Annotated in this window: 22 protein-coding genes; 11 read left to right on the top strand and 11 right to left on the bottom strand. The window is 67.9% G+C overall.

Annotation, left to right across the window (positions count from 1 at the left end):
- The first annotated feature begins 11 nt into the window (after positions 1-11).
- Both LG3211_RS22620 and LG3211_RS22625 read left to right on the top strand, forming a co-directional pair.
- Positions 12-794: a DUF4124 domain-containing protein gene (locus LG3211_RS22620; protein WP_057944811.1), complete on the top strand. Its 783-nt coding sequence runs from the start codon at positions 12-14 to the stop codon at positions 792-794.
- A complete protein-coding gene (locus LG3211_RS22625; RefSeq protein WP_057944812.1) occupies positions 794-1,465 on the top strand; it encodes a DUF4124 domain-containing protein in 672 nt (223 codons plus the stop codon). Before LG3211_RS22620 ends, LG3211_RS22625 begins: the two co-directional genes overlap by 1 nt.
- A 207-nt stretch (positions 1,466-1,672) precedes the next feature.
- Here the strand turns inward: LG3211_RS22625 and LG3211_RS22630 are convergent, their stop codons facing one another.
- Complete coding sequence (locus LG3211_RS22630) at positions 1,673-2,449, bottom strand: SDR family oxidoreductase (protein ID WP_057944813.1); 777 nt, start codon at positions 2,447-2,449, stop codon at positions 1,673-1,675.
- 94 nt (positions 2,450-2,543) lie between these two features.
- On the opposite strand from LG3211_RS22630, the gene LG3211_RS22635 reads away from it, so the two are divergent.
- Positions 2,544-2,771: a hypothetical protein gene (locus LG3211_RS22635; RefSeq protein WP_057944814.1), complete on the top strand. Its 228-nt coding sequence runs from the start codon at positions 2,544-2,546 to the stop codon at positions 2,769-2,771.
- Between the two features lie 384 nt (positions 2,772-3,155).
- Here LG3211_RS22635 and sppA read toward each other — a convergent pair whose 3' ends face one another.
- Both sppA and LG3211_RS22645 read right to left on the bottom strand, forming a co-directional pair.
- Positions 3,156-5,042 (bottom strand): signal peptide peptidase SppA, encoded by a 1,887-nt coding sequence (gene sppA / locus LG3211_RS22640; RefSeq protein WP_057944815.1) that lies wholly within the window; start codon positions 5,040-5,042, stop codon positions 3,156-3,158.
- 178 nt (positions 5,043-5,220) lie between these two features.
- Positions 5,221-6,642, bottom strand: a complete 1,422-nt coding sequence (locus LG3211_RS22645; RefSeq protein WP_057944816.1) for an MATE family efflux transporter — start codon at positions 6,640-6,642, stop codon at positions 5,221-5,223.
- A gap of 124 nt (positions 6,643-6,766) precedes the next feature.
- Between LG3211_RS22645 and LG3211_RS22650 the strand changes: the two genes are divergently transcribed.
- Both LG3211_RS22650 and LG3211_RS26590 read left to right on the top strand, forming a co-directional pair.
- Positions 6,767-8,272 carry a DUF3667 domain-containing protein gene (locus LG3211_RS22650; protein WP_057944817.1) on the top strand — a complete coding sequence of 502 codons (1,506 nt, stop codon included), beginning with the start codon at positions 6,767-6,769 and terminating at the stop codon, positions 8,270-8,272.
- A complete protein-coding gene (locus LG3211_RS26590) occupies positions 8,269-8,604 on the top strand; it encodes a DUF4286 family protein (protein ID WP_057944818.1) in 336 nt (111 codons plus the stop codon). Before LG3211_RS22650 ends, LG3211_RS26590 begins: the two co-directional genes overlap by 4 nt.
- Positions 8,605-8,800: 196 nt before the next feature.
- On the opposite strand, the gene LG3211_RS27235 is transcribed toward LG3211_RS26590, so the two are convergent.
- Positions 8,801-9,451 carry a DUF3106 domain-containing protein gene (locus LG3211_RS27235; protein WP_057944819.1) on the bottom strand — a complete coding sequence of 217 codons (651 nt, stop codon included), beginning with the start codon at positions 9,449-9,451 and terminating at the stop codon, positions 8,801-8,803.
- Positions 9,451-10,464, bottom strand: a complete 1,014-nt coding sequence (locus tag LG3211_RS22665) for a hypothetical protein (protein WP_148649106.1) — start codon at positions 10,462-10,464, stop codon at positions 9,451-9,453. Before LG3211_RS22665 ends, LG3211_RS27235 begins: the two co-directional genes overlap by 1 nt.
- A gap of 443 nt (positions 10,465-10,907) precedes the next feature.
- Between LG3211_RS22665 and LG3211_RS22670 the strand changes: the two genes are divergently transcribed.
- On the top strand, positions 10,908-13,151 hold the full coding sequence (locus LG3211_RS22670; protein WP_057944821.1) for a primosomal protein N': 2,244 nt from the start codon (positions 10,908-10,910) through the stop codon (positions 13,149-13,151).
- A 42-nt stretch (positions 13,152-13,193) separates the two neighbouring features.
- Here LG3211_RS22670 and LG3211_RS22675 read toward each other — a convergent pair whose 3' ends face one another.
- Positions 13,194-13,640, bottom strand: coding sequence for a hypothetical protein (locus LG3211_RS22675; protein ID WP_057944822.1), 447 nt, complete (start codon positions 13,638-13,640; stop codon positions 13,194-13,196).
- Positions 13,641-13,931: 291 nt separating this feature from the next.
- On the opposite strand from LG3211_RS22675, the gene LG3211_RS22680 reads away from it, so the two are divergent.
- Positions 13,932-14,573 carry a hypothetical protein gene (locus LG3211_RS22680; protein WP_057944823.1) on the top strand — a complete coding sequence of 214 codons (642 nt, stop codon included), beginning with the start codon at positions 13,932-13,934 and terminating at the stop codon, positions 14,571-14,573.
- Between the two features lie 45 nt (positions 14,574-14,618).
- Here the strand turns inward: LG3211_RS22680 and LG3211_RS22685 are convergent, their stop codons facing one another.
- Positions 14,619-15,440 carry an NYN domain-containing protein gene (locus LG3211_RS22685; protein ID WP_057944824.1) on the bottom strand — a complete coding sequence of 274 codons (822 nt, stop codon included), beginning with the start codon at positions 15,438-15,440 and terminating at the stop codon, positions 14,619-14,621.
- A 165-nt stretch (positions 15,441-15,605) separates the two neighbouring features.
- Here LG3211_RS22685 and tal point away from each other — a divergent pair, with 165 nt between their 5' ends.
- Both tal and LG3211_RS22695 read left to right on the top strand, forming a co-directional pair.
- Positions 15,606-16,556, top strand: coding sequence for a transaldolase (tal, locus tag LG3211_RS22690; RefSeq protein ID WP_057944825.1), 951 nt, complete (start codon positions 15,606-15,608; stop codon positions 16,554-16,556).
- A 10-nt stretch (positions 16,557-16,566) separates the two neighbouring features.
- On the top strand, positions 16,567-17,844 hold the full coding sequence (locus LG3211_RS22695; RefSeq protein WP_057944826.1) for an NAD(P)/FAD-dependent oxidoreductase: 1,278 nt from the start codon (positions 16,567-16,569) through the stop codon (positions 17,842-17,844).
- Positions 17,845-17,938: 94 nt separating this feature from the next.
- Here LG3211_RS22695 and LG3211_RS22700 read toward each other — a convergent pair whose 3' ends face one another.
- Positions 17,939-18,406 (bottom strand): DUF1203 domain-containing protein, encoded by a 468-nt coding sequence (locus LG3211_RS22700; RefSeq protein WP_057944827.1) that lies wholly within the window; start codon positions 18,404-18,406, stop codon positions 17,939-17,941.
- A gap of 247 nt (positions 18,407-18,653) precedes the next feature.
- The gene (gene rpoH / locus LG3211_RS22705; RefSeq protein WP_057944828.1) at positions 18,654-19,532 is read right to left on the bottom strand and encodes an RNA polymerase sigma factor RpoH; all 879 of its coding nucleotides are present in this window, start codon (positions 19,530-19,532) and stop codon (positions 18,654-18,656) included.
- Between the two features lie 706 nt (positions 19,533-20,238).
- Between rpoH and LG3211_RS22710 the strand changes: the two genes are divergently transcribed.
- A complete protein-coding gene (locus LG3211_RS22710) occupies positions 20,239-23,361 on the top strand; it encodes a TonB-dependent receptor domain-containing protein (RefSeq protein ID WP_083512775.1) in 3,123 nt (1,040 codons plus the stop codon).
- Between the two features lie 166 nt (positions 23,362-23,527).
- On the opposite strand, the gene LG3211_RS22715 is transcribed toward LG3211_RS22710, so the two are convergent.
- Both LG3211_RS22715 and LG3211_RS22720 read right to left on the bottom strand, forming a co-directional pair.
- Positions 23,528-25,003 carry an XVIPCD domain-containing protein gene (locus tag LG3211_RS22715; protein ID WP_148649108.1) on the bottom strand — a complete coding sequence of 492 codons (1,476 nt, stop codon included), beginning with the start codon at positions 25,001-25,003 and terminating at the stop codon, positions 23,528-23,530.
- Between the two features lie 27 nt (positions 25,004-25,030).
- A complete protein-coding gene (locus LG3211_RS22720) occupies positions 25,031-25,516 on the bottom strand; it encodes a hypothetical protein (protein ID WP_057944831.1) in 486 nt (161 codons plus the stop codon).
- A 227-nt stretch (positions 25,517-25,743) separates the two neighbouring features.
- On the opposite strand from LG3211_RS22720, the gene LG3211_RS22725 reads away from it, so the two are divergent.
- The gene (locus LG3211_RS22725) at positions 25,744-26,196 is read left to right on the top strand and encodes a cysteine peptidase family C39 domain-containing protein (RefSeq protein ID WP_057944832.1); all 453 of its coding nucleotides are present in this window, start codon (positions 25,744-25,746) and stop codon (positions 26,194-26,196) included.
- The last annotated feature ends 1 nt before the right edge of the window (position 26,197 follow it).

The raw sequence follows: 26,197 nt of genomic DNA on the forward strand, positions 1-26,197 counted from the left end.
AAGATGCGCGCATGAACTCCACCCGCGCCCGTCGCTCCCGTCTCGCACCGGCCGCCCTGGCCGGGCTGCTGTCGGCCGGCACGCTGCTCGGCGGCGCGAGCGCCGGCGAAGCGCAAGCGGCCGACGTGTTGATTTACCGCTGCACCGACGATCGCGGCCAGCTGAGCCTGCGCGACACGCCCTGCGGCAACGGCCAGCGCCAGCAGACCCTGACCATGACCCGCCCGGTCGATCCACCGCCGCGCGTCGTCGAAGCCTCGGCCACGCCCTCGCCCCGCCCCGCGGCCAGTTCCCGTCCGCAGGTGCTGATGATGCGCACACCGCAGGCGATGTACGACTGCGTGCGGCCGGACGGCAGCAGCTACACCAGCAGCAACGGCGACGGCAATCCGCGGATGATGCCGATCGTCGATCTGGGCTACGGCGTGCCGGTCTACAGCACCGGCACTTCGCTGGGCAGCCGCATCGGCGCGCGCGAGCCGCGCCTGGGCGATCCGAGCGCGCGCATCGCCGTGTCCGGCCGCCACGGCAACGTCCAGTACGCCGCCACCGCGCGTTCGGGCGGCTATTATTCCGGCGGTTACGATTACGGCTACGGCGTCTACTACGGCAGCCAGCTGGTGCGCGACGAATGCCGGCAGCTGCCGCAGCAGGAAGTGTGCTCGCGCCTGCGCGACCGCCGCTATGACGGCGACCGCCGTTACAACAGCGCGCTGCAAAGCGAGCGCGCTCAGATCACCCTGGACCAGCGCGTCATCGACGCGCAATTGAACGCCGATTGCGGAGCTTACTGATGCGCGTGTGGTTCGTGTCCCTGCTGTTGCTGGCCAGCGCCGGCGCCCACGCACAAGGCAAGGTCGTCATCTATCGCTGCACCGACGCGCTGGGCCAGTTGACGGTGCAGAACAACACCCCGTGCCCGAAGGGCAGCCAGCAGGAAAAGCGCGTGATCGAAGACGCGCCGGTGTCGTCGGCGCCGCCGACCTTCGTCACCTCGCCGGTCGCGCCCTACGCGCCGGCCAACGCGCCGCCGCCGCATCCGCCAGTGTCCTCGCAGTTGCCATCGGTGGGCACGGCCAAGCCTTCCGCCAGGCCGGCGACGCCGAAAGCGCCGGCCGGCCCGACCATCGCCGACGCCGACCGCCTGCCGCCGCCGGTGTTGTTCGAATGCCGCACTTACGACGGCAGCCGCTACCTCAACGACGACGGCACGCCGCCGCAGCGCTGCGCGCAGTTGCAGACCACCGGCCTGGGCAGCGTCGGCAGCGGCACCGGCGTGGCCTGCGAAATGGTCAATGATCAATGCCAGCGAATCGCCGACGATCACTTGTGCGAGAACTGGAAACAGCGCCTGCGCGAAGCCCAGTCCGCGCTGCGCTTCGGCCGCGGCGACAGCCGCGACGCATCGGCGGCGGAAGTCGCGCGGATTCAGCGGATCGTGACTGAGAGTACCTGCGGCAAGTAAGCCGACTGCGGTGCCAGCAACTGCGCAGTCGCCGGGCTTCTGTCTGCGCTCGTTGCGCAAATAGCGGCGAGCCTGGCATGCCTGATCGCCTCACACATCCGTCCGCGGTCGCGCGGATCATCACTGTTACACGCACTGCGACACTACGATTCACAGCTTCAACGCTACGCGGTGGCGGCGTGTTAACGCTTCGTCGGCCTGCGCCGCTTAAAACCCGTAACGCGAAAACCCGCCGTCCACCGCGATGCATTCGCCGGTGATGTAGCCCGACGCCGGCAGACACAGGAACGCCACCGCTGCTGCGACTTCCTCCGCTTCGCCGATGCGGCCCAGCGGCGTGCGCAGCAGCACTTCGTCGAGATAATCCGGGTCGGCCAGCTTGTCGGAGGTGCGGCGGGTACGGATGTACCACGGCGCCACCGCGTTGACGCGCACGCCGTCCTCGGCCCATTCCACGGCGAGGTTGCGGGTCATCTGGTGCATCGCCGCCTTGCTCATGCCGTAGGGCGCGCCGGTGCGCACGTGCAGGTTGCCCGAGACGCTGCCGACGTTGACGATGCTCGAGGCGGCGTGGCGGGTCAGCAGCGCGTAGGCGTAGCGCGACAGCTCGAAGGCCGAGAACAGGTTGATCTCGAAGATCTGCCGCCACTCGTCCTCGGTGTAGTCGGTGGTGGCCTTGCTGAGGTTGCCGCCGGCGTTGTTGACCAGGATGTGCAGGCCTTCGCCGAAGTCCTCGACCCAGTCCAGCAGTTCGCGCCGCTGCTCGTCGTCGGCGACGTCGGCGACGAAACCCTGCACCTCGCGTTCGGGAAAGTCCTCGAGCAATTCGGCCCGCGCCGATTCCAGCGCGGTCGCGTCGCGCGCGGCCAGCAGCACGTCGGCGCCGAAGCCCAGCAGTTCGCGCGCGATCGCCCGGCCGATGCCGGCGCTGCCGCCGGTGACCAGCGCGAGTTGCCCGTCCAATCGCCAACGCTTGGGGTCCATGAGGTTCTCCGTATGCAGTGACCGTGCCGTGGTTCGACGCGCGAGGCGCGCGACCGGCGTAGCATAACGGCCGGACCGTCCCGAGGATGCCGCGATGAACCCCAGCCGGATCGTATCCACCCTGGCCTGCGCCGCGCTGTGCTGCGCGCTGGGCGCGTGCTCCAAGCCGCAGCCGCCGGAGAAAGAGCGCCCGGTCGATCCGCAGGCCACGCAGATGCACGATGCGATCCAGCAGCCGATCCAGAAGGCCAAGGCGGTCGAAGGCGCGGTCGATGAGGGCGCGCAACACACCCGCGACGCGATCGACGCCGCCGGCGGTTGAGTCGGCCGCGGATGCCGGGCGGCTGCGACAGGCGGGCCGCCGGCTCGGTTCGCGTGAGAATTTTTGTGGGAGGGGCTTTCAGCCCCGACGCTTTCGGCTCAGTTCGCCGCTGAGGCCGGTAGCGCGGCCCTCACCCCAGCCCTCTCCCGCGCAGCGGGAGAGGGAGCCCAAGTCGCACTTGGAATTTCGAGTGACTTTCGAAAGCTTTTGTGGAGGGGCTTCAGCCCCGACGCTGTCGGCTCAGTTCGCCGCGAAGCCCGGGCGCACCGCCCTCACCACCCTAGCCCCGCCCGAACGCATAGCGTTCGGATGTTCGGTGCCGCGCGAGCCCATGGCTAGCAAGCGCGGCCCCTCAGCCCGCATCGCGGGAGAGGGACGCAAGCCTCACAGCTCGCAGAAGCAATACGCCAGCGCCTTCACCGGCACGCCGCTGGTGGGCTTGATCGCGCTCTCGACGAAACGCAGGTCCGACGCGGTCTGCGGCAACGCCTTGGCCAGCAGGCCGCGGGCGAGGTCCGAACGTCCCAGCAGCGCGCTGCCGGCGTTGCTGGAGGCGAAGCCGGCGAAGAAGCGCTCGAACGGCGACGGCATCTTCTCCACGTAACGCACGCGGTAGTCGCCGGCCTTGCCGAGCTTGGCGCGCGCGGCGACGTCGTCGATCGCGTTCTGCAGTCCGCCCAGGTCATCGACCAGTCCGCGTTCCTTCGCCTGCGCGCCGCTCCACACGCGGCCGCGGGCGATCGCGTCGATCTCTTCCACCGGCTTCTTGCGCGCGGCGGCGACGCGACCGGTGAAGTCGGCGTAGCCCTTGTTGATGATGGTCTGGATCACCTGCCCGACTTCCGGCGCCAGCGGCCGGGTGATGTCGAAGGAACCGGCGAAGCGCGTGGTGCCGACGCCGTCGGTGTGCACGCCGATCTTCTCCAGCGCGCGCGGCACGGTCGGGATCATGCCGAAGATGCCGATCGAACCGGTGATGGTCGACGGATCGGCGTAGATCTTGTCGGCGTTCATCGAGATCCAGTAACCGCCCGAAGCGGCCAGATCGCCCATCGACACCACCACCGGCTTGCCGGCGGCCTTGAGCGCGACGATCTCGCGGCGGATCTGCTCGGAAGCGAACACCTCGCCGCCGGGCGAATCCACCCGCAGCACCAGCGCCTTCACGTTCTCGTCGTCGCGCGCGTCGCGCAGCAGCGCCGCGGTGGACACGCCGCCGATCGAACCGGGCGGCTGCTCGCCGCCGCTGATTTCGCCCGCAGCCACGACGATGGCGACCTGCGGACGCTGGTCGGCCGGATTGAGCGTGCGATCCAGGCCGGCGACGTAGGCGTCCATGGCGATCTGACGGAAGCCGCCTTCGGCGTCTTCGTCGGCGACGCCGCGCTTGGTCAGCATCTCATCGACTTCTTCGCGCGTCTTGAGCCCGTCGATCAGCTTCAGGCCCAGCGCGTACTTGCCCATGTCGCCCTTGACCGCGTCCAGCCGCTGCGGCAGTTCGTCGATCGAGGCGATGAGGTCGGCCGGCTTGAGCTTGCGCGCCTTGGCCACGTCGTCGAGATACCGCGTCCACAGGTCGTTCATCCAGAACAGATCGGCGGTCTTGGAGTCTTCCGAGGCGGCATCGAGGATGTACGGCTCGGCGGCAGACTTGTACTCGCCGACGCGGAACAGGTGCACGTCCACGCCGAGCTTGTCCTGCAGGCCTTCGCGGTAGTACTGGCGATAGCGGCCCAGGCCCTCGAGCATCATCCCGCCCATCGGGTCGAGGAACACTTCGTTGGCCTGCGCGGCGATCAGGTACTGCTTCTGGTCCATGGTTTCGGCGAAGGCGATGACTTCCTTCTTGCTCGCCCGCACCCGCGCCACCGCGGCGGCGACATCGCGCAGCGAGGCCATGCCGGTGCCCTGCAGCTTGTCCAGGCGCAGCACGACGCGCTCGATGCGCTTGTCGTCCCTGGCCGCGTCCAGCGCGCGGATCACGTCGCGCAGCTGCACTTCCGGGGTCTTGTCGCCGAAGGCGCGGCTGAGCGCGCGCGAGGCCGGGTCGCTGCTGTACTGCTCCACCAGCGCGCCTTCCGGGGCGATCACCAGGGTGGTGCGTTCCAGCAACGGCTTGACGCCTCCGCCGAGGCTCAGCGCGGCCAGGAAAAACAGCAGGAAACCGAAGAACAGCAGGTTGAAGACCAACCGGCGGGTGAAGTTCATCGTGTCCCAGACGCCGATGAAGAAACGGGCCAAAGGCCCGCGACGTGGGGAGGTATCGTTCATTGGCACAGGCTCCATGTGTACGGCTCAGACTAACCCGGCACGGGGCGGGGTTTCACCCGCCATTCGTAACTGTGAAGGCCGGGAATCGGGAGTCGGGAATGGGGAATCGGAAGATCAAGGGCGAAAGCCGAGATTCCCCGCTTCTGCCTTTCCCGATTCCCGATTCCCATTCCCGCCCTCAGGTGCACCCGGTTTCGTGCGGATCGACTTCGTGCGGCGCCTCGCTGGCCATCCGCGCGGCCAGCCGGTCGGGCTGGCTGGAGCGGATGAACCGCGCGCACAGCAGCACCGAGGCCACCGTCAGGCCGGCGATCAGGCCGATCCACATGCCCTTCGGGCCCCAGTTGAGGCCCAGGCCGAGGTAGGCGCCCACCGGCATGCCCACGCCCCAGTAGGCCAGCGCGGCCAGGACCATCGGCACCCGGGTGTCCTTGAGCCCGCGCAGGGCGCCGGCCGAGAGCACCTGGATGCCGTCGGGGAACTGGAACATCGCCGAATACAGCAGCAAGGACGCGGCCAGGGTCGCGACCGCGACGTCGGCGGTGTAGAAGCTCACCAGCAGTTCGTTGGCGCTCAGCAGCAAGATGCCCGACACCAGCTGGGTGCCGATCACGATCGCGTACCCGGCCAGCCCGGCATAGCGCACGCCGGCGTAGTCGCGCCGGCCCAGCGCGTGGCCGACCCGCACCGTGGTCGCCTCGGCCAGCCCCATCGGCACCATGAAGCACAACGCGGACAGGTTGATCGCGATCTGGTGCGCCGACGCCGGCACCTCGCCCAGGCGCCCGATCAGCAGCGCGGTGACGATGAACAGACTGCCTTCCATCAGCACGGTCACGCCGATCGGCAGGCCGGTGGCGAGCAGGCCGCGGATGGTCGGCCAATGCGGTTTGTCGAAGCGCTCGAACAAGCGCAGGTCGGCGAAGCGCCTGGCGCTGCGCAGCACCAGGAAGAAACCGATCGCCTGCGCCCACAGCATCACCGCCGAGGCGATGCCCAGACCGCCGGCACCCATTTCCGGCAGGCCGAACTTGCCGAAGGTCAGCACGTAGCCCAACGGCAGCAGCACCAGCAGGCCGCCGGCGCTGAGCAGCATGGTCGGCAAGGTCCAGTGCAGGCCTTCGCTGAGATAGCGCATGCAGAAGAACAGCGTCAGCGCCGGCACGCCCCAGCGGATGCCGTGGAGGAAGTCGCGCGCGCCGGGAATGATCTCCGCGGCGATGCCCATCGCCGCCAGCGCGTGCGGGATGAAGGTCAGAAACGCAAATAAAAACACGCTCAGCAACACCGCCATCCACAGCGCCTGGCGGAACAAGGCGCCGATCTCGCCGCGCCGGCCGGCGCCTTCGAGTTGCGACACCGACGGCGGCACCGACAGCAAGGTGCCGATCGGCACCATCATCGGCAGCCACCACAACGCGGTGCCGATCGTCACCGAGGCCAGCGTGGTGGTGCTGTGGTGGCCGGCCAGGGTGTTATCGACGAAGCCGATCAGGCCGGTGGAGACGTGGCCGGCGACCAGCGGCGCGGCCAGGACCAGGGTCGTGCGGATCTCGCCGGCCAGGCCGGCGCGGGAGAGGGAAGGCGATGACGCGGACATTGTGCGGGACCAACGGCACGACTGCGGCCGCGCATCCGGTCTAGGGCGCTGGCGCCGGGTCGCGGCGGACGGCTATCTTACCCGCTCGAAAGTGAAGGCCGGGGAGCCTCTAACTCGACCGCCAATGAGCGCAACTTCTTCTTCAGACTCCAGCCACGCCGGCGGCCATTCGGCCCACGGCCAGCACGACCTGACCCACTGCGAAAACTGCAAGACCCCGCTGCACGGGCATTATTGCTACGAGTGCGGCCAGTCGGTGGTCAATCCGATCCGCCACGTCGGCCACGCGCTGGAGGAAGTGTTCGAATCCTTCTGGCACCTGGACGGCCGCATTTTCCGCACCTTGCGCGATCTGCTCTCGCCGGGCCGGGTCGCCCGCAACTACATCGCCGGCCATCGCGTGCGCTATGTGGCGCCGCTGCGGTTGTTCGTGATCGTTTCGGTGCTGACCTTCTTCGTCGCCAAGTTCGCGATCCACATCGACGAAACCAACCAGTTCGTCAACATCACCAATCTGCAGGAAGGCACGGTCCGCCTGGGCAACTCCAAGAGTTTGATCAGGCGAGCCGACAGCATCGCCGAGGTCGAGGAAGTGCGCGCGCGCACGCTCAAGGAGCTGCAGGCCGCCAGCGCCCAGGTGCCGGCCGAGGCGCGCGGCGCCATCGACAAGTCGATCCAGGGGCTCAACCGCCAGGCCGACAAGCGCATCGACACGCTGCGCATGGAAATGCAGCTCGATGGCGCGCAGGTCGCCGCGCAGAAGGCCGAAGGCCAGCGCGCGGCGGCCACTTCGGAAAGCGATAGCATCAACCAGGCCAAGACCCTGGCCGAGGTGGAAAGCGCGCGCGACGCCCGCATCGCCCAGACGATGCAGGACGATCCGGCGAAGTGGGAAGCGCAGTCGGACATGGCGATCGCGCGCGGCAACAAGATCCGCACCATCAATGCCGAAGCCGGCTGCCGTATCGCCCAGCTACAGCGCGAACACGCGGTGGCCAGCGAAGGCGCCAACGTGCGCAAGTCCGACTTCGACCATTACGGCGAACCCGATTGCGACGACATCGGCGATCCGTTGTCGTTCAACGGCAAGCCCTGGAGCGCGACGACCAATCCGCTCATCGTCACCTGGTGGCCGAAGTTCGCCAACGACTGGCTCAACAAGCAGGTCGGCCGCGGCGAAGCCAACATCAAGCGGCTGACGAAGGAGCCCTGGCTTTACGTGCGCGCCATGATCAGCGCCGTCCCGACCGCGCTGTTCCTGATGGTGCCGCTGTTCGCGCTGCTGCTGAAGCTGGCCTACCTGGGCTCGGGCCGCGGCTATCTGGAACATCTGGCGATCGCGTTGTACAGCCACGTCTACCTGTGCCTGCTGCTGCTGGCGATGTTCGTGCTGATGCTGCTCGGCGGCGTGATCACGCCGCACTGGAGCGGCTTCGGCTGGATCAGCGGCCTGGGCATCGGCCTGCTGTGGACGTGGATGCCGATCTATCTGCTGATCATGCAAAAGCGCGTGTACGGCAACGGCTGGCCGCTGACCCTGATCCGCTACACGGTGGTGGGTTCGCTGTACTTCGTGCTGATGAGCATGGCCGCGGTGTTCCTGGCGATCAGCGCGATCGTGCAGATGTGAGCGGCGTGGACGCCATCGGCGGCGGGCTGATCTACGAGGTCAATCTCGACCTCGACGCCACCATCGCCGACGACTATCTGGCCTGGCTGCGTCCGCACATGCGCGAGCTGTGCGCGCTGCCGGGCTTCATCGACGCCCACCTGCACGCGGTGGAGGAACCTGTGGCCGAACCCGGCCGCGCCGCGTGGTGCGTGCACTACCGCCTGCGCGATCAGGCCGCGCTGGACGACTACCTGCGCGAGCACGCGCCGCGCCTGCGCGCCGACGGCATTGCGCGCTTCGGCGGCCGCTTCAACGCTTCGCGGCGGGTGTTGCGGACCATGGCGGGCTGAGGCGACGCGGCAAATCTCGAAGCGCGTTCGCGCCCCTGAGCGATCCTGCCCACTCGCCGCGGTCTGCCGAGGTCTTTTGTGGGAGGGGTTTCAGCCCCTCCCACAAAAGCCTCCGCTTTACGCCATCTTCGTCGCGACGATCGCGGTCACCCTGTGCGCCAGCGCGTACCACTGCAGCGTGGTCACCGCCGCGCGATCAACGGGTCAAGGCATCGCTCAGCCACGCCGCGCGTTGCGCGGGCGGCGCGGCGAGCAGGCCGGCGCGCAGCCGCTCGCGATCCTGCGGCTGAGTGCGCTGCGCCAGCACGGCCAGCTCCTTGCGCTGCGCCGGGGTGAGCCCGCGCAGGGCGGCCAGCATCGCCGCGTGCTGGGATTCGGGCAATTGCGCGAGCAAGGGCTGCAGCGCCGGGTAATCGGCGCCGAGCGCGGGGCCCAGCAGCCAGCCACGGCGTTCGCTGCGGTCGATCGCCTCGAACTGCGCGCGCAACGCCTGCTGCTGATCGACCGGCAAGGCGGCGAAACGCGCGGCCGCGGCCTGCACCTGGGCGCGTTCGTCGGCGCTCAAGGCCTGCCAGGCCAGATAACGCTCGCGGTGCTCGCCGCGCTGCTGCGCGCTCAGCTCGCCCCATTGCGCGGCGCGCCGGCCGAACTCGCGGCGCTGGTCTTCGTTCCACGAGTCCCAGCGCTGGCCGTTCGCCTGCAACCGCGCCTGCGCCGCGGGCGGCAGGCGGGCCAGGGTTTCGCTGAGCTCCGGCGGCAGCGCCTGCGCCGGCAACAAAGTGACTACGGCGACCGCCGCCGCGACGGCGAGCGTTCGCAGCCAACGGGCGGAATGGATGCGGCGCATCACTCGCCCTCCTGGGTGTCGGTTTCCGAGCCCTGGGTTTCGCCGCCGGCCGGCGCCGTGCCCGGAGCGGGCGGCGCGGCCTCCAGCGGAACCGCCGGGGCCTGCGCCGGAATCGTGCCGGCGTCGCGCGCGGCCAGCCAGCTGCGCAGTTCCAGGTCGTCGGAGGCGGCCTGGCCCTGCGGATCGGCCAGCAGTTCGAAATCGCGATGGGCGATCAGCCCGGCTTCGCGGCCGTAGCGATCGGCCGGCGCCGCGGCCTCGGGCAAGGCGCTGACCGTGACCCCGTCGGGGCCGCCGAGCCAGCGGCCGGCGAAGCCGCCGGGCCACCAGAAGGTCGCGGCGAAGGCCAGGGTGCACAGCGCCAGCAGGCTCCACAGCAGCGGCATCAGCCAGCTAGGCCGCGGCCGCTTCGCCGCCGCGCGCGGTTGCGCCGCCGAGGCGGTCATCGCCACGCCTTGCAGCGCCGCTTCGCGCGCCTGGGCCAGACGCTGCAGCCGCTCCGGCGGTAAGGTCTTGATCCGGCGGTGGACCTGTTCGCGCAATTGCTGCCAGGCCTGCGGGTCGGCGCGGCCGTCGGCGTGCCGCGGCAGCGCGCGCTGCAGGGCCAGCCGGTAGGTTGGCGGGGCCACGCCGAGCACCGCCGCGGCCTCGTTTTCGTTGAGCCCGGCGGCCAGCCGCAGCAGCAGCGCCGCGCGCGGTCCGCTGCCCAACTCGGCCAGGCGGTCGGTGACCTCGACCGGGATCGCGACCGGGGTGCGCTGGCGCAGGCCGGGCTGGGTCAGCAGCAGCGACCAGAACCGGCTGGGCCATTCGCTGAGCGCCGCCTCGGCCGCGAGCGCACGGAAACCGGTCATCGCCGCGGCCAGCGCGGCATCGCCGGCGGAGGCGTCGCCGGCCTGCAATTCGGCCAGTACCGCGCCGCGCCGTTCGACGCCGCGCAGGAAGGCCGAGAGGGCGGCGGGGGCATTCGCTCGGGGGGCGGAAGAGCCTGGGGCGGGGGCTGCGGAACTCATCGGGACGGCTTCACCATACGGTGCATCATAGCGATGCGCGCGGCGTGGAAAACCGCTTGACAAACCGCACAGACGCATCAGCGCGAAGCAGGACGCGGCTTGCAGCCAAATCCGGTTGTGCACAGCAGTAATGGAACCGTCATGGGGCCTCATTTCGCCGGCGCGCAAGCCTTCATTACAACGATGTTTCACGGTCAAAGCCTTGATACGCAAGGCATTTGGCGCGTTGGCGATTTTTTCACCAACCTAACCCGAGGGCTTATTTCAACGCTCTCGCGCATCGCTGCCGACCCGCCATGCACAGATTTATCCACAGGCCATGTGGATAAGGAGATTTCTCTTTCCGATCCGGTTAGTTACGTGACTTTCGTCAGATAAACGGAAGCAATGACCTGCAACTGCCTCGTCTGCCGCCGGTCCCCGCCGCTCGCTAGACTGAAGCCATGTTCGAGGCCCTTCCCCTGCCGCCGCCGACCGTATGGCGCGTCGCTTTGCCGCTGCCGCTGCCGCGCCTGTTCGACTATCTGCCGCCGCCCGGCGATGCCGGTTCCGACCCGGTCGGCGCGCGCGTGCAGGTGCCGTTCGGGCGCCGCGAACTGGTCGGCGTGGTCGCCGAAACCGGCGCGCCCGAGCACGACACCGACCCGGCCGCGCTGAAGGCCGCGATCGCCCGGCTCGACCCGGACCCGCTTCTGGACGGCGAACTGCTGGCCTCGCTGCGCTGGCTGGCCCGCTACACCCACGCCCCGCTCGGCGAGGTGCTGGCGACCGCCCTGCCCGGCCCGCTGCGCCACGGCGAGCCGCTGCCCGACACCCACGCCTGGGCCTGGCGCCTGAGCGAAGCCGGGGCGACCGCGCGCGAAGGCCTGCGCGCCGGCAAGCCGCGCCGCCTCGCCGACCTGCTGGCCGAACACGGCGCGCTCGACGAAGACCGCCTCGACGACCTGCTTGAGGACTGGCGCAGCGCCGCCCGCGCCCTGGCCAAGCGCGAGCAGGCCGAGCGCATCGCCATCCCGGCCGTCCACCACGCCCCGGCGCCGCGCCCCGGGCCGGCGCTCAACGACGAACAGCAGGCCGCGGTCGATGCGTTGCTGGCCGCGCGCGGCTTCACCGGCTTCCTGCTCGACGGCGTCACCGGCAGCGGCAAGACCGAGGTCTACCTGCACGCCATCGCCGACTGTCTGGCGCGCGGCAAGCAGGCGCTGATCCTGGTGCCGGAGATCGGCCTGACCCCGCAGACCCTGGCGCGCTTCCGCGCTCGCCTTGGCGTGCCGGTGCACGCGCTGCACTCGGGCCTGAGCGACGGCGAGCGCGCCCGCACCTGGGCCGCGTTCGCGCGGGGCGAGGCGCGGGTCGCGGTCGGCACCCGCTCGGCGGTGTTCCTGCCGCTGCGCGAGCCGGGCCTGATCGTCATCGACGAAGAACACGACGGCAGCTTCAAGCAGCTCGACGGCATCCGCTACCACGCCCGCGACTTCGCCCTGGTCCGGGCCAAGGCCCTGGACGTGCCGGTGCTGCTGGGCAGCGCCACGCCGTCGCTGGAGTCGCTGCGCAACGCCCAGGCCGGGCGCTACGGCCACCTGCACCTCAAGCGCCGCGCCGGCCAGGCGCAGCCGCCGCGGGTGCGCGTGCTAGACGTGCGCAAGCGGCCGCTGCAGGCCGGGCTGTCGCCGGAACTCATCGAACGCATCCACGCCGAGCTGCGCGCCGGCGGCCAGGTGCTGGTGTTCAAGAACCGGCGCGGCTACGCCCCGGTGCTGCTGTGCCACGACTGCGGCTGGACCGCGCACTGCCCGCGCTGCAGCACCCCGCTCAAGGGCACGCCGATGACCGTGCACGCCGGCGGCCGCCGTCTGCAGTGCCATCACTGCGGCACGCGCCGGCCGGCGCCCGACGCCTGCCCGGATTGCGGCGGCCTGGCCCTGCAATCGCAGGGCGCCGGCACCGAGCGCATCGAGGAATCGCTGGCGGCGCGCTTCCCGGAGTTTCCGGTGCTGCGCATCGATCGCGGCAGCACGCAAAAGCGCGACGCTCTGGAAAATCTGCTGAAGGAATTCGGCACCACACCGGGCGTGCTGGTCGGCACCCAGATGCTCGCCAAGGGCCACGATCTGCCCAACCTGACCCTGGTCGCGGTGGTCGGCATCGACGAAGGCTTGTTCAGCGCCGACTTCCGCGCCCGCGAAAAACTCGCGCAGTTGCTGATCCAGGTCGCCGGCCGCGCCGGCCGCGCGGACAAGCTCGGCGAAGTAATTCTGCAAACCCATCACCCCGAACACGAACTGCTGCACACGCTGCTGTCGGGCGGCTATCCGGCCTTCGCCGAAGTCGAACTGGCGCAGCGCGAAGCCGCGGGGTTTCCGCCGTTCGCGCACATGGCGCTGATCCGCGCCGAGGCGCAGCAGGTGGAAACGGCCAATGCCTTCCTGGCGCTGGCGCGGCGCGAATTCGAAGCCGTCGCCGCGCAACGCGCGGGCGCCGCCCGCACCACGCTGGAGGTCAACGGCCCGGTGCCCGCGCCGATGCCGCGACGCGCCGGTTATCTGCGCGCGCAGCTGATCCTGTCGGCACCGCAGCGGCCGGAACTGCACGCAGCGCTCGATGCGGCGCTGCCGGCGATCTACGCCGCGCCGGAAGCGCGCAAGGTACGCTGGTCGCTGGATGTGGATCCGGCCGATCTGTACTGAACGCTCCGGCGCGAGCGGTGCGGGCCGGGCCGCCGCGGATCGTCAGCGGATGTCGATCCGCAACGAGAACTTCGACAAGGTGCCGCGACGCGCGGCGGCGCGGGGCTGGTAGACCTGGATGCGGTATTCGCCATCGGCCGGCAAGCGCGCGCTGTACACGGCGCCGGACTTATCGGAGCTCGTCTCCACCGCCAGCGCCTCGCGCGCCTCGGCGGACACGCCCGCGGCGCGCGGCGGATACACGTTGAGATTGGCGTTGCTGCTGCCCGACAAGCTCGCGCGCAGGCTCTGGCCGGCGCGAGCCGCGACCAGGTACTCCATCGAGTCGTAGCCCTTGATCGCGCCTTTCACCGTAGCGCCGGTCGTGCCCTTGGCGAACGTCACCGGCACGGTGGTGACCTGGTCGGCGGCGCAGACCGCGCCGGCGGCCAGGCCCAGCGACAGCGCGAAGACGGCGGTTCGAGCGAAACAGAGAAAGAGCGAGGGCATGCGCGGGCTCGTTGGCGAGGAGGGAACTACGTGGAATCTAGCGCGGTTCGCGCCGCATGGGCCAAGCAACGGCGCGCGTTCGCGCGGATTTTTGTGGCGGCACCGGCGCGCGCCGGGTCGCCACACATCTTTCGCATGCATTCGATCCACACGGACTGCCGCAAAAATACGATCGCCTGGCACCGCGCGTCCGAATCGCGTGCGGGATGCCACGCCCTGGCTCGTCTTGAACCCGGGCAAGCCTGCCCGTCCCGCGCGACCGCGCTCCATCGAGTTCATCCAAGGAAAGCCATGAACCCCACACGCATCCGCATCGCCCTGGGCTTGGCCCTTGTCGCCGTCCCCGTTGCTCAAGCCGCCGACTTCGCCGCCTGCTTCAGCCTCAAGCCCGGCCTCGCCTACGAAATGAACGACAGCAAGATCCGCATCGTGCGCGAGCGTTTCGGCGATCGCGACGCGATCGCGCTGGTCACCAGCGGCGGCGGGGTCAAGACCTCGACCTATTACGATCCCGACGGGCGCGCCCTGCTCGGCAGCGTGCAGTACGGCATCGCCGCGCTCGGCGGCGACGCCTCCGCGCCGGTCATCACCGAGCGCTACACCCAGACGCCGGAGTTCCCCGCCAAGGCCAAGCCCGGCGACAAGTTCAAGCTGCACGGCGCCGGCAAGCGCACGCTGCACAACGAGGACAGCGTCGAAGACTTGAACTATCCGGGTTTCGGCGACTTCACTTTCGTCGGCTTCGAAGACCTGGAATTGCCGGTGGATTTCACTCCGCGCACGTTCTCCGGCACCTGCCACCTGAAGGCCGGCGACGCCGAGAGCTCGGCCGAATTCTGGTACGCGCCGGGTTTCGGCCTGATCAAGTTCGTCCGCTATCAGGGCAAGGAAACGCTCTTCTCGCAGCAGTTGGAAAGCATCGCCACCGAGTGAGTTCGCGCGGGCTTCGATGCGCAAGCGGCCACGTGGACGCGGCCGCTAGCTTTTCGGCTTGACCTTGGGCTTGCTCGCGCCGGCAGGCGCCGCTGCCGGCGCGGCCGCCGCAGGCTTCGCGCCGCCCTTGGGCTTGTCGCGAATCCACACGATCTGATTGTCGCGCCGGGTCTCGAACAGGCCGATCGCCTCGATCAGATCGCTGAGCTTGCGGTAGCCGTAGTTGCGCGAATCGAACGAGGCCTGATTGGCGATCTGATGCCCGACCGCGCCCAGATGCGACCAGCCGTCGTCGCCGCTGACCGCTTCCACCGCGCGCCGCAGCATCAGCACCAGACGGGTGTCGCTGCGCAGTTCCTTGGCGCTGCGCGGCTGAGTGGTCGCACTGGCGGCTTCGTCGGCGCCGGCGTCCTCGCTGGGCGGCTGGCCCAGGCCTTCGACGTAGGTGAATTTCGAGCAGGCGTTGACGAAGGGCTCGGGCGTTTTCTTTTCGCCGAAGCCGTACACCTTCACCCCTTCGGTCAGCAGCCGCATCACCAGCGGAGTGAAGTCGGCATCGCTGGAGACGATGGCGAAGCCGTCGAGGTTGCGCGCGTACATCAGGTCCATCGCATCGATGACCATCGCCATGTCCGATGCGTTCTTGCCCTTGCTGTAGGCGAACTGCTGGATCGGCCGGATCGCGTATTCGTGCAACACCGCTTCCCAGCTCTTGAGCCCGGGGCTTTTCCAGTTGCCGTAGGCGCGGCGCACGTTGGCCACGCCGAAGCGCGCCACCTCGGCCAGGATCACGTCGATCTTCGCCGCCGGCGCGTTGTCGGCGTCGATCAGCAGGGCGATGCGTTTTTCTTCTGCGGCGGCGGCCATGCGATCGCTCCGTGCCGGCCGCCCGGGCTCGGAGCGGCCTTGTCGCGGCCAGCCTAGCGCAACCGCGGGCGCGGCGCGTGGCAGAAGATAGGACGGCTTCATGACGGGCTAACCCCGATGCGGGACAATGGCCGCGAATCCAACGACGAAAAGAAACTCTCCCCCATGAGCCAACTCGAACAACTGCGCGAACTGTCCGCCGTGGTCGCCGATACCGGCGACATCGAAGCCATCGCCCGCTTCCGCCCGCTGGACGCGACCACCAACCCCTCGCTGCTGCTCAAGGCCGCCAGCCTGCCGGCCTACGCGCCGCTGATCGACGCCGCCATCGCCGGCGCCCAGGGCGAGGACGAAGCCGCCCGCGTCGGCGACGCCGGCCTGCGTCTGGCGGTCGCCATCGGCGGCGAAATCCTCAAGCTGATTCCCGGCCGCGTCTCCACCGAAGTCGACGCGCGCCTGAGTTTCGACACCCAGGCCACGCTGGCCCAGGCCCATCGCATCGTCGAACTCTACGAGCGCGCCGGCATCGGCCGCGAGCGCCTGCTGATCAAGGTCGCCTCGACCTGGGAAGGCATCCGCGCCGCCGAGCAACTCGAGCGCGAAGGCATCCACTGCAATCTCACCCTGCTGTTTTCCTTCGCCCAGGCGGTGGCCTGCGCCGAAGCCGGCGTGTACCTGATCTCGCCCTTCGTCGGCCGCATCCTCGACTGGCATCTGGCCAACGGCATGGCCAAGCCGGCGACGCCGCAGGACGATCCGGGCGTGCAGTCGGTCACCCGCATCTGGCAGTACTACAAGCGCCACGGCTACGGCACCGTGGTCATGGGCGCCAGCTTCCGCAACACCGGGCAGGTGCTGGCGCTGGCCGGTTGCGACCGTTTGACGATCTCGCCGGAACTGCTCGGCGAACTCGAAGCCAATTCCGGCGACGTGCCGCGCGCGCTCAACGACGACGGCCAGCGCGGCAAGCCCGAGGCGCCGCTGAGCGAAGCCGCGTTCCGCTGGCAGCACAACGAAGACGCGATGGCCACCGACAAGCTCGCCGACGGCATCCGCCGCTTCGCCGCCGATCAACGCAAGCTGGAAGATCAGCTTGCGCAACGCATGCGCGGCTGAGGACACGGCGATGAACGATCCGCGCAAGCACGTCGTCATCGTAGGCGGCGGGTTCGGCGGTTTGTGGGCGACGCGCGCGCTGGCCTCGGCCGATGTGCGCATCACCCTGATCGACCGCCGCAACCACCATCTGTTCCAACCCCTGCTGTATCAGGTCGCCACCGCCGGATTGTCGGCGCCGGACATCGCAGCGCCGCTGCGCCACATCCTGCGCAATCAAGCCAACGTGGAAGTGCGGCTGGGCGAGGTGACCGGCATCGACGCCGGCGCGCGCAACGTCTCGCTCGCCGATGGCGAGGTGGTGGCCTACGACTATCTGCTGCTGGCCAGCGGCGCCACCCACGCCTACTTCGGCCATGACGAATGGGCCGACGACGCGCCGGGCCTGAAAACCCTCGACGACGCGCTGCACATCCGCCGCCGCGTGTTGCTGGCGTTCGAACGCGCGGAAGCGGCCGAGAGCGAAGAAGAACGTTCGGCGTGGCTGCATTTCGCCGTGGTCGGCGGCGGCCCGACCGGGGTCGAACTGGCCGGCACGCTGGCGGAGATTTCGCGCAAGACCTTGCGCCGCGAGTTCCGCCGCATCGATCCGGCGCAGGCGCGCGTGCGCCTGATCGAAGCCGGCCCGCGCGTGCTGTCGAGTTTTCCCGAGTCGCTGTCGGAGAAAGCGCGCGCGCAGCTGCAGCGGCTGGGCGTGGAAGTCTCCACCGGCACGCCGGTGGCTTCGATTAATGGCGAGGGCTACATGCTCGGGGCCGAATTCGTGCCGGCGCGCACGGTGCTGTGGGCCGCCGGCGTGGCCGCGTCCAGGCTCGGCGCCCTGCTCGACGCGCCGCGCGATCGCGCCGGCCGCGTGCAGGTCGCGCCCGACCTCAGCGTGCCCGGGCATCCGGAGATTTTCGTCGCCGGCGATCTGGCCGCCATCCAACAGGCCAACGGCCAACCGGTGCCCGGCGTCGCGCCCGGCGCCAAGCAGATGGGCAGCTACGTCGCGCGCGCGATCCGCGCACGCCTGGCCGGGCGCACGCTGGAGCCGTTCCGCTACATCGATTACGGCAATCTGGCGACGATCGGCCGGCGCGCGGCGGTGGTGGATCTGCGCGGGCTGAAGTTCTCCGGCTTCCTGGCCTGGGCGTTCTGGCTGGCCGCGCACGTGTTCTTCCTGATCGGCTTCCGCAACCGCCTGATCGTGATGCTCAACTGGTCGTGGGCGTATTTCACGTACCAACGCCACGCGCGGATCATTTTCGGCGGCCGCGCCGAAGCCGACGACGCGGCCTCGCACTGAGCGGCCGGATCGATCGGGAAACGCCACGGTCGCACTGAAAACAGCCGGGGCGCCATGCGGCGCCCCGGCTTCGCATCGATGCGACGAAGATCGCTTAAGCGCGCGCGATCGCGCACAGGAAGCAGCCGGTGCGCGCGTTGTGCGCATGCACCGTCGCCACGGCCGGATCGGCCATCACCTCGGCCAGCGCGGCATCGGCGTCGGCGCCGTCCAGCGTGCGCGCCGCGAGCATCCAGCCGTCGCCGTCGTAAGCGCGCAGCGACAGATAGCGGGTGCGCAGCATCGGCGGCAGTTCGTCTTCGAAATGCATCGCGCGCGCCGCGGCTTCGCGCACGTAGATCGGGCCGCTGGCGCGATACGGGCCGTCGGTGTGATGTTCGTAAGTCAGCAGCAGCAGGGTTTCGCCGGGCGCGGCGTTGGCCAGCGAAACCCGGCACGGATAACCGGTCGGGCTGTCGGCGACGACCCGGCGCATGCCGTGCGCGTGCAGGCTGGCGTCGTCGAGCGCGAACAGCGGGGCGAAGGGTTCCGGCGCGAGGCCGTCGATGCGATAGGTGTTCATGGCGACTCCGAATGGAAATTCGCCTGCACGATAGGGCCGCGGGAGTCGCGACGATATCCGCGTCTTGCGGTCGATTGGGGGCATGTATTCGCTGCCGTGAAGACGGGCTGGGCATAGAGCGCTGGTTCGGCGCGATGGCCGCGGATTCGCGCGGTGCGATCGGATCGGGCGGATGAATTCGCGCGCGGAAAAACAAACGGCCCGGTTTCCCGGGCCGTTGAGTCGCAGCGCGTTGTACGCAGCTTCGTTAGGCCGCGAACAGCCCACGCATCTTCTTCAACGCGTTGGCCTCGATCTGGCGGATGCGCTCGGCGCTGACGCCGTACTCATCGGCCAATTCCTGCAGCGTGATCTTGCTGTCGGCATCGAGCCAGCGGCGCTTGATGATGTCGCGCGAACGCGCATCCAGGCCGGCCAGACCTTCGCGCAGCAGGCCGAGCTGGTTGTCTTCTTCGTCCTCGCGCTCGTAGCTCTGCGAGGGGTCTTCCTCGGCGGCGCGCAGGTACGCGGCCGGCGACGGCGGGGCGTGGTCGTCGTCCTCGTCGGCCGGGGCATCGAAACCGATGTCGCGGCCGGACAGGCGCGATTCCATTTCCAGCACTTCGCGCTCGGAAACGTTGAGGTCCTTCGCGACCTGGCTGACTTCCTCGGCGTTCATCCAACCCAGGCGCTTCTTGCTCTTGCGCAGGTTGAAGAACAGCTTGCGCTGCGCCTTGGTCGTGGCGACCTTGACGATGCGCCAGTTCTTGAGGATGAACTCATGCATCTCGGCGCGGATCCAGTGGACCGCGAAGGAGACCAGACGCACGCCCTGTTCCGGGTCGAAGCGCTTGACCGCCTTCATCAGGCCGATGTTGCCTTCCTGGATGAGGTCGCCGATCTGCAGGCCGTAGCCGTTGTAGCCGCGGGCCACGTGGACCACGAAGCGCAGATGCGAGTGAACGAGTTCACGGGCCGCGTCGAGGTCTTCCCCGTCGCGGAAACGGCGCGCCAGCGCCTGCTCGTCTTCGGCCGTAAGCACCGGGATCTGGTGCACGGCGCCGATGTACGCGTCCAGCGAACCGAGCGCGCTGGGCACAGGCAGGTTGTTGGCGACTAGAGCAGTGGATTGGGCAATAGGGGTCATGGCAGCGATCTTAGCAGTCGGCCTATAGGAGTGCTAAAGCGAGGGGAAGTTCACTGTGTTGCGGCATTAGAACGTCGGAACTGCGAACTCGTGACGGCGGGTAGCGTCGTCGCGCGTCGGCGCCGCGGGAATCGGATGCTTCAACGATGTGCATCCTGCTCCGACTGGATGAATTTAAAATTATTCCGCGAAAACAATGAGTTAATGTTGCGATGACGGAGCAGCCGGATCACGGCCCGCCTCCGTCCGAGTGGCATTGGACGCGGATTCGTGCCGCATCCGGCCGCCGGTTTCATCGCAAGCCCATCTGAGACCACTCTTCGCGGGCCGAAGTTCCAGCCGACACCGGGGCTCCGTTCAGGTGGCGCGGCCGCCCGGGACAAACGTGCCGCTCGTCGAAGCCGCGGGCGATCGCCGGAGCAAGCCGTGGCAGGCGGGTCCGAACGCATGCACGGCAACGCATCTGCGCACCTTCCGCATGCCTGGACACGACTTGCGAATCGGTCAGCCCGATCCGTGCAAATCGCTGGCCCGCAGTCGCCAAAACCGCCTAGGCCGTGCGAGCGTTCTCGCAGAATCAGTAAGATAGAGAAGCTCATCACAAATTTTTAATGTTTCCCGCCACGCCGACCGGTTGCGACTCGGGCTCGGACTGCGCGTAGTGGACGGGCCGGCCGCCTCGGGCCGGCGTACGACGGGGAACGACATGACCACCACTTCCAACGGGAGGGCGCTGCGGCGCCGTCCCTTGCTCATCGCTATCGCCTTCGCCATGGCGGCGCCGGGCTTCGCGGTCGCAGGGCCCCAGGACGCGCAGACGTCCACGGCTCCCGCCGCCGCGCCGGCCGAACGTGCCGCCACCGAACTGGAAGGCATCCAGGTCACCGCCTCGCGCATTCCGCGCACCGGCTTCGATTCGCTGGAACCGGCCACGGTGATCAACGGCGACGCCGTGCGCGAGCGCGGCGTGACCAACATCGCCGACGCGCTCAACCAGACCGTCGGCTTCGGCGTCGGCCAGACGCCCGAAGGCGGCCAGGGCAGCTTCGCCGGCGGCGTCAACTTCGTGAACCGGTTCGGCCTGGGCAGCAACCGCACGCTGACCCTGATCAACGGCCGCCGCGTGGTGACCTCGCGCGCGCTGACCAACTTCGGCTTCTCCGCCGGCGCCCAGGTCGATCTCAACGCGATCCCGGTGCAGATGATCGACCGCGTCGAGAACGTCGCCATCGGCGGCGCGCCGACCTACGGCTCCGACGCCATCGCCGGCGTGGTCAACGTCATCCTCAAGGACCGCTTCCAGGGCGCCGAGGTCAATTTCAACTACGGCATCAGCGATCAAAGCGACAACCAGATCATGGGTTACAACTTCGTCGCCGGTTCGGATTTCGCCGACGGTCGCGGCAACGTGATCGTCAGCGGTTCCTACGACGAATCCGAAGGCCTGGTGCGTTCGGACCGCACCGATTTCGCCCGCGCCTACGCCTTCCCGGCCAATCCCAACGCCGCGCAGATGGCGACCAACCAGCCCGGCCGCACGCCCGGCAACGACGGCCGCGTCAATCCGGACATTCCCTTCGACACCGGCCCGGAAGACGGTATCCCCGGCACCGTGCTGATCCGCAACGCGCGCACCTTCACCACCACCTTCGGCGGTCTGCTGCTGCCGGCCAGCGGCGCGATCACCTCCCCCGGCGGCGCCTTGGTCGGCTTCGGCCCGAACAAGCGCACCTATCTGCAGTTCGCGCCGAACGGCGACATCGTGCCCTATGACCCGGGCATCAACTTCGGCACCAGCACCGCCTCGGGCGGTCAGGGGCTCAACACCGCCGACATCACCGCGCTGTTGACCAGCCTGCAGCGGCAGTCGGTCAACGTGATCGCGCACTACGATGTCGCCGACAATGTGCGCCTGTTCGTCGAGGGCATGCATTACCACTCCGAGGCCGATCCGCCGGTGGATATCGCCAGCACCGGCAACACCACCGCCGGCACCCGCCTCAACAGCGCGCTGCTGGTGAAGTCCGATCACCCGCTGCTCAACGCGCAGGCGCGGCAGCAGTTGGCGGCGTTGAAAATTCCGACTTTCCGCCTCGCCCGCACCTCGGCCGATCTCGGGCTGACACCGGACCATGTCGAAAGCGACATCGACCGCATCGTGATCGGCGCCCGCGGCGACTTCGATCTGTGGACGCGCCAGTTCGACTGGGAAGTGTCGGCCAACTACGGCCGCATGCAGGCCAGCACCTCGTCGGTGTCGCTGAACCAGCAGAACTTCATCAACGCGATCAACGTGCGCAACGTCGGCGGCAAGCTGGTGTGCGATCCCACCGCGCGCAATGCCGTCTATTTGGCCTCGGCCGGCGCCAATTCCGAGCCGATCGCCGATCCCAACTGCGTGCCGCTGGATCTGTTCGGCCAGGGCCGCCCGTCCAAGGAAGCGATCAACTACGTCACCGGCCGCGCCGTCACCGATTTCGAACAAAAGCAGAAGGTGTTCAGCGCCTTCATGCACGGCAACATCGCCGATCTGTGGAGCGGTCCGCTCAATGTCGCGCTGGGCTACGAGCACCGGGTCGAGGAAGGCGGCTTCACCCCGAACGATTTCACCCGCCGCGGGCTCGGCCGCTCGGTGGCGATTCCGCCGCTCAACGGCAAGTTCCACACCAACGAGTACTACGCCGAAGCGTTGCTGCCACTGGTGTCGGAGAACGCGGACATTCCCGGCCTGCATCGTCTGGATATCACCGGCAAGTTCCGCCGCGTCGATAACAGCGTCAACGGCGGCTTCAACGCCTACACCTACGGGTTGCAGTGGGAGCCGATTCCCGGCCTGCTGGTGCGCGGCAACAAGACCCGCTCGCTGCGCGCGCCGGTGATCACCGAGTTGTTCCTGCCGCAGGTGGAACTGTTCCAGAGCACCTCCGATCCCTGCGATCGCCGCAACGTCACCGGCGGCCCGGCGCCAGCGGTGCGCGCGCGCAACTGCGCGGCGTTCTACCAGCAGTACGGCCTGAACCCGGTGGACTTCCAGCAGAACGCGTCCACCGCGCGCGGCGCGCGCCAGGGCGAGCCGAACCTGGACAACGAATCGGCCGATTCGTGGACCGCCGGCGTGGTCTGGCAGCCCGACTTCATCCGCGGCCTGCGCATGGCGGTGGACTACAACGAGGTCAAGCTCAAGGACCAGATCTTCGCCCAGAGCATCAACGATGTGCTGTCGGCCTGCTACGACAATCCCGACTTCAACGCCGGCAACGTCAACACCGCCAACTACTACTGCCAGCAGGTCCAGCGCCGTGCCGACGGCCAGTTCGACATCGTCGGCGTGCGTTATCGCAACGGCGACTTCATCCACTTCCAGGGCATCACCGGCGAGTTGACCTATCGCTGGGACGCCGGCGATTGGGGCCAGTTCGACTTCAGCGCCAATGCGCTGATCGTCAAGCGCTTCGAAAGCTCGACCACCGGCGTGTCGGTGGACGACGATCGCGGCGAGATCGGCATGTCCGAGCGGCAGTTCCAGTTCGGCGTGGATTACCAGAAGGGGCCGGTCGGCTTGAACCTGCAGGGACGTTATCTGAGTCCGTCGGTGTTCGACAACGAGAACACCGTGGAGACTTCCGACATCCTGCGCGCCCCGGCCTACTGGCTGTTCAGCGCCGGCGCCAACTATCGCTTCGGCGATAACGTGGTGCTGCGCTTCAACGTGCAGAACCTGTTGGACAAGGACCCGCCGCTGGGCACCACGCCGGGCGAGTTGGGTATCGGCACGTACGACATCCTGGGGCGGCGTTATAACTTCAGTGTGACGTATCGGTTCGATTGAAGCACGGTCTTCGCCACAACCTCTCTTCCGCAGGGGAGAGAGGTTGGTGAGTTGGGTGTCTCAAGGAACTCGCGAAACGTTATCCGCTCGCATATGAGGTTGAGCCAAGACGCTTCTAAGGTGCGTTTCACCATTCGCGGGCAACGCTGGCGTGCGTGCCGACTCGTTACAGCTTCGGCCCCTTCGGGGCTGGATCGTCTTGCGTCTGTGTGGGTGTTGGTTGCGGCCCGCTCTGCGTTTGCGCTTGCTGTTGCGCCAGCGCGGAATGAATCTGCTGCGAGGCTTGGACCAAGCTCGTGGCGTTGTCCTGTGCCGCGGGCAGCAAGGCCAGTTTCGCTGTCGGGTTGCCCATTTCACCCTGACCGGCTATCAGGCCGCTGCGGTCGTTGTTGAAGACGACAAAATCGATTCGATCCAGCCGCTCGTTCTGCCCGCCCTGCGGTCGTTGCGCGCCCGCGAGGCTGGCGTAGGTCAGATTGGCGGCGGCTTGTTGCAAGCGCTCGCCCGAGAATGTGCCGGCAGGGATGTTCGGCGAGCGCTCGATCGCGTTCATCGCTTGCTGGAAGCGTTCGTGGCCGGGGTGATTGTGGTCGGTGATGCTGGCGGCGCCCGGAGGCGAAGAGGCCGGCGCTTGCGGTCCCGGTTGCGCCGGTTGCTTTGGCGCGCCCTGCTCGGGCGCGGGCGCGCTGGGCTGCTGTGTCTGCGCGCGTGCCGCCGGGCCGATGTTGAACTCGGCGAAACTGCCGTCGCGAACTAGCCGATTGAGGTTGACCTTGATCTCCGGGTTGTCTGCGTTCCAGCCCGCGCCGATGTTCTGGTTGCCTTCTTGTGCGCGCTCGTTGTTCCCGTAGGGATTGCGCAGCGTGACCTGAGCCTCGTTGGTCCGCGGATCGCGCGACACGCCCACCACCATGTAGGCATGGCTTTCCTCAAGGCCATCTTGAACGTCCCGGCCTTGCGTCGCCATCGATACCGGCCGATGTGACGCCAGCGCCTGCTCCACCTCGGTATAGACCGAATCCAGCTCCAACTTGGCGCCCTGTGAAGGCGCACGGTATGCCGGTGGCTCAGAGGGTTTGACATGGTTGGGGCCGGTGGGCCGCATCGGCGGGGCGTCGGGATTTCGAATCTGAAGACTGCGGCCTGATTCTCCGGTCAAGGCATACACGCCGTCGGACAGACCACCGCCGCCCGTCACCGCGCCGATCGTCCGGTAGCCCCGGTCCAGATCGACTTTCCCTTGCGCGTCGCGGCCATACAATTCGGCGAATCCGGCTTCGATCACGGTCGGCCACATGGGGCCATCGCCTTCGCGATTGTTGTCGGCCGTGCCGCCCCCCTTCTTGCTGATGTTCCGTCGAATATCATCTTGCGACACGACGATCGATTCCCGGATCGGGTCGTTCTGCCCTTGGCCACGCTCGAGCGTGTTCGGTGGGCGATAGAGCGTTACCGTGAACTCGCCGGCCTCGGCATTAAAGCCGATGGCATTGCGAATGCGATCGGGCTGCTGCTCGCCAAGCACGCCCATCGGCGCGAGGAAATAGCAATCATAAAGACGGTCCTGGTCGATATCGGACGCGCGCGGTCTGCCGTCCGCCCCATACAAATCCGCCGCTGTGTATTGCCGTTCCGTTGCCATATTGATTTCTTCCCTGGGTCGTTCGCGTCAATGTTTCGCAGAGGGCACGAGTTCAAAATAGCCCACCAAACCGCGCTCGCGGGTGTCTGGCAGAAAATCATTGGTCATCACAAAAGCGACATACCGCGGTGAGTCACCGCCAAGTTTCCATAGAAACATCATGTAATTATCATCATCCAACCAACCATCGGCTTGCATCGCCCCGCCCAAGTTCTGGGTGACGTATTGGTGCGCCTTGGAACCGATCGCCGCGCTGTCGGTGGACCCAGGCGCGGTCAAGACGAAACGTTGATCGATCACCCGATATTCATGTTTCAAGTACTGCTCCACCCACTGCACCATCGCCGCTTTGGCGCGCTGCTGATCGTGCTCGGGCGACAAGCTGTCAAACGGCTCAGGTGTTGCCCACTGTTGCAAGTCTTTCAGCGTGCTATTGGCTGGCTCGATGGTTCTGCAGCTTGTTAGCGCGCAGCACACCAGGACGAGCAAGGCCGCGAGGGCACGGAATTTCATGGCGAGTCTCCTTCTGCCGTTGCGGCCAGTGTAGACCGGACCTGTCGTGGCTGCCCATGCATTCTGATTCTAGTATTCGGCCCACATTAGGATCGTCCAAGCTCTGCGTAAAGAACGTCACCAATCGGCAAAAAAACAGACGCGCACCTCCTACTCAATGGCTGCACCTGCTATTGGCATCGCTGCTAAGCTCACGTTTCGCGCCTCGTTAACGCTCAAAGTCCGCCATGATCCAACGCCAACTCCAGCAAGACCGCAGCGGCTGCGGGTTGGCCTGCGTGGCGATGCTGGCCAGCATCGGCTATGCGCAAGTGCGCGGCTTGGCGCAGGCGCTCGGTGTTGGACCAAAGCCGTATCGCTATCGCGCCGGCGCGGGATCGCGCACGGCGCGCGACGGTTATCTGACCGACGCGCGCCAACTACGGCGCATGCTCAAGCTGCTGGGGCTGCGCAGCGAGGCCGAACGCGAAGTCTCGGATTGGGACGAATGCGACGGCGACGGAATCGCCGCGATCAACTATGACGCGGCGAACGACAGCTGGCACTGGGTCGTGCACTTGCGCGATCGCAACGGCGCCTGCGTGCTAGACCCTAACGCACGCGTGCGCAGCGAGCGACGCACCGACTTCGGACGCATGCGACCAGTGCGCTTCATTCCGGTATCCCTCGAGCCGCGCTGAC

It is taken from the genome of Lysobacter gummosus (assembly GCF_001442805.1).
Taxonomy (GTDB): Bacteria; Pseudomonadota; Gammaproteobacteria; order Xanthomonadales; family Xanthomonadaceae; genus Lysobacter; species Lysobacter gummosus.

What these genes read in the sequence shown, in the direction of transcription:
- LG3211_RS22620 (WP_057944811.1), top strand. Translation starts at nt 12, where the DNA reads ATGAACTCCACCCGCGCCCGTCGCTCCCGTCTCGCACCGGCCGCCCTG.
- LG3211_RS22625 (WP_057944812.1), top strand. Translation starts at nt 794, where the DNA reads ATGCGCGTGTGGTTCGTGTCCCTGCTGTTGCTGGCCAGCGCCGGCGCC.
- LG3211_RS22630 (WP_057944813.1), bottom strand. Translation starts at nt 2,449, where the DNA reads ATGGACCCCAAGCGTTGGCGATTGGACGGGCAACTCGCGCTGGTCACC.
- LG3211_RS22635 (WP_057944814.1), top strand. Translation starts at nt 2,544, where the DNA reads ATGAACCCCAGCCGGATCGTATCCACCCTGGCCTGCGCCGCGCTGTGC.
- sppA (WP_057944815.1), bottom strand. Translation starts at nt 5,042, where the DNA reads ATGAACGATACCTCCCCACGTCGCGGGCCTTTGGCCCGTTTCTTCATC.
- LG3211_RS22645 (WP_057944816.1), bottom strand. Translation starts at nt 6,642, where the DNA reads ATGTCCGCGTCATCGCCTTCCCTCTCCCGCGCCGGCCTGGCCGGCGAG.
- LG3211_RS22650 (WP_057944817.1), top strand. Translation starts at nt 6,767, where the DNA reads ATGAGCGCAACTTCTTCTTCAGACTCCAGCCACGCCGGCGGCCATTCG.
- LG3211_RS27235 (WP_057944819.1), bottom strand. Translation starts at nt 9,451, where the DNA reads ATGCGCCGCATCCATTCCGCCCGTTGGCTGCGAACGCTCGCCGTCGCG.
- LG3211_RS22665 (WP_148649106.1), bottom strand. Translation starts at nt 10,464, where the DNA reads ATGAGTTCCGCAGCCCCCGCCCCAGGCTCTTCCGCCCCCCGAGCGAAT.
- LG3211_RS22670 (WP_057944821.1), top strand. Translation starts at nt 10,908, where the DNA reads ATGTTCGAGGCCCTTCCCCTGCCGCCGCCGACCGTATGGCGCGTCGCT.
- LG3211_RS22675 (WP_057944822.1), bottom strand. Translation starts at nt 13,640, where the DNA reads ATGCCCTCGCTCTTTCTCTGTTTCGCTCGAACCGCCGTCTTCGCGCTG.
- LG3211_RS22680 (WP_057944823.1), top strand. Translation starts at nt 13,932, where the DNA reads ATGAACCCCACACGCATCCGCATCGCCCTGGGCTTGGCCCTTGTCGCC.
- LG3211_RS22685 (WP_057944824.1), bottom strand. Translation starts at nt 15,440, where the DNA reads ATGGCCGCCGCCGCAGAAGAAAAACGCATCGCCCTGCTGATCGACGCC.
- tal (WP_057944825.1), top strand. Translation starts at nt 15,606, where the DNA reads ATGAGCCAACTCGAACAACTGCGCGAACTGTCCGCCGTGGTCGCCGAT.
- LG3211_RS22695 (WP_057944826.1), top strand. Translation starts at nt 16,567, where the DNA reads ATGAACGATCCGCGCAAGCACGTCGTCATCGTAGGCGGCGGGTTCGGC.
- LG3211_RS22700 (WP_057944827.1), bottom strand. Translation starts at nt 18,406, where the DNA reads ATGAACACCTATCGCATCGACGGCCTCGCGCCGGAACCCTTCGCCCCG.
- rpoH (WP_057944828.1), bottom strand. Translation starts at nt 19,532, where the DNA reads ATGACCCCTATTGCCCAATCCACTGCTCTAGTCGCCAACAACCTGCCT.
- LG3211_RS22710 (WP_083512775.1), top strand. Translation starts at nt 20,239, where the DNA reads ATGACCACCACTTCCAACGGGAGGGCGCTGCGGCGCCGTCCCTTGCTC.
- LG3211_RS22715 (WP_148649108.1), bottom strand. Translation starts at nt 25,003, where the DNA reads ATGGCAACGGAACGGCAATACACAGCGGCGGATTTGTATGGGGCGGAC.
- LG3211_RS22720 (WP_057944831.1), bottom strand. Translation starts at nt 25,516, where the DNA reads ATGAAATTCCGTGCCCTCGCGGCCTTGCTCGTCCTGGTGTGCTGCGCG.
- LG3211_RS22725 (WP_057944832.1), top strand. Translation starts at nt 25,744, where the DNA reads ATGATCCAACGCCAACTCCAGCAAGACCGCAGCGGCTGCGGGTTGGCC.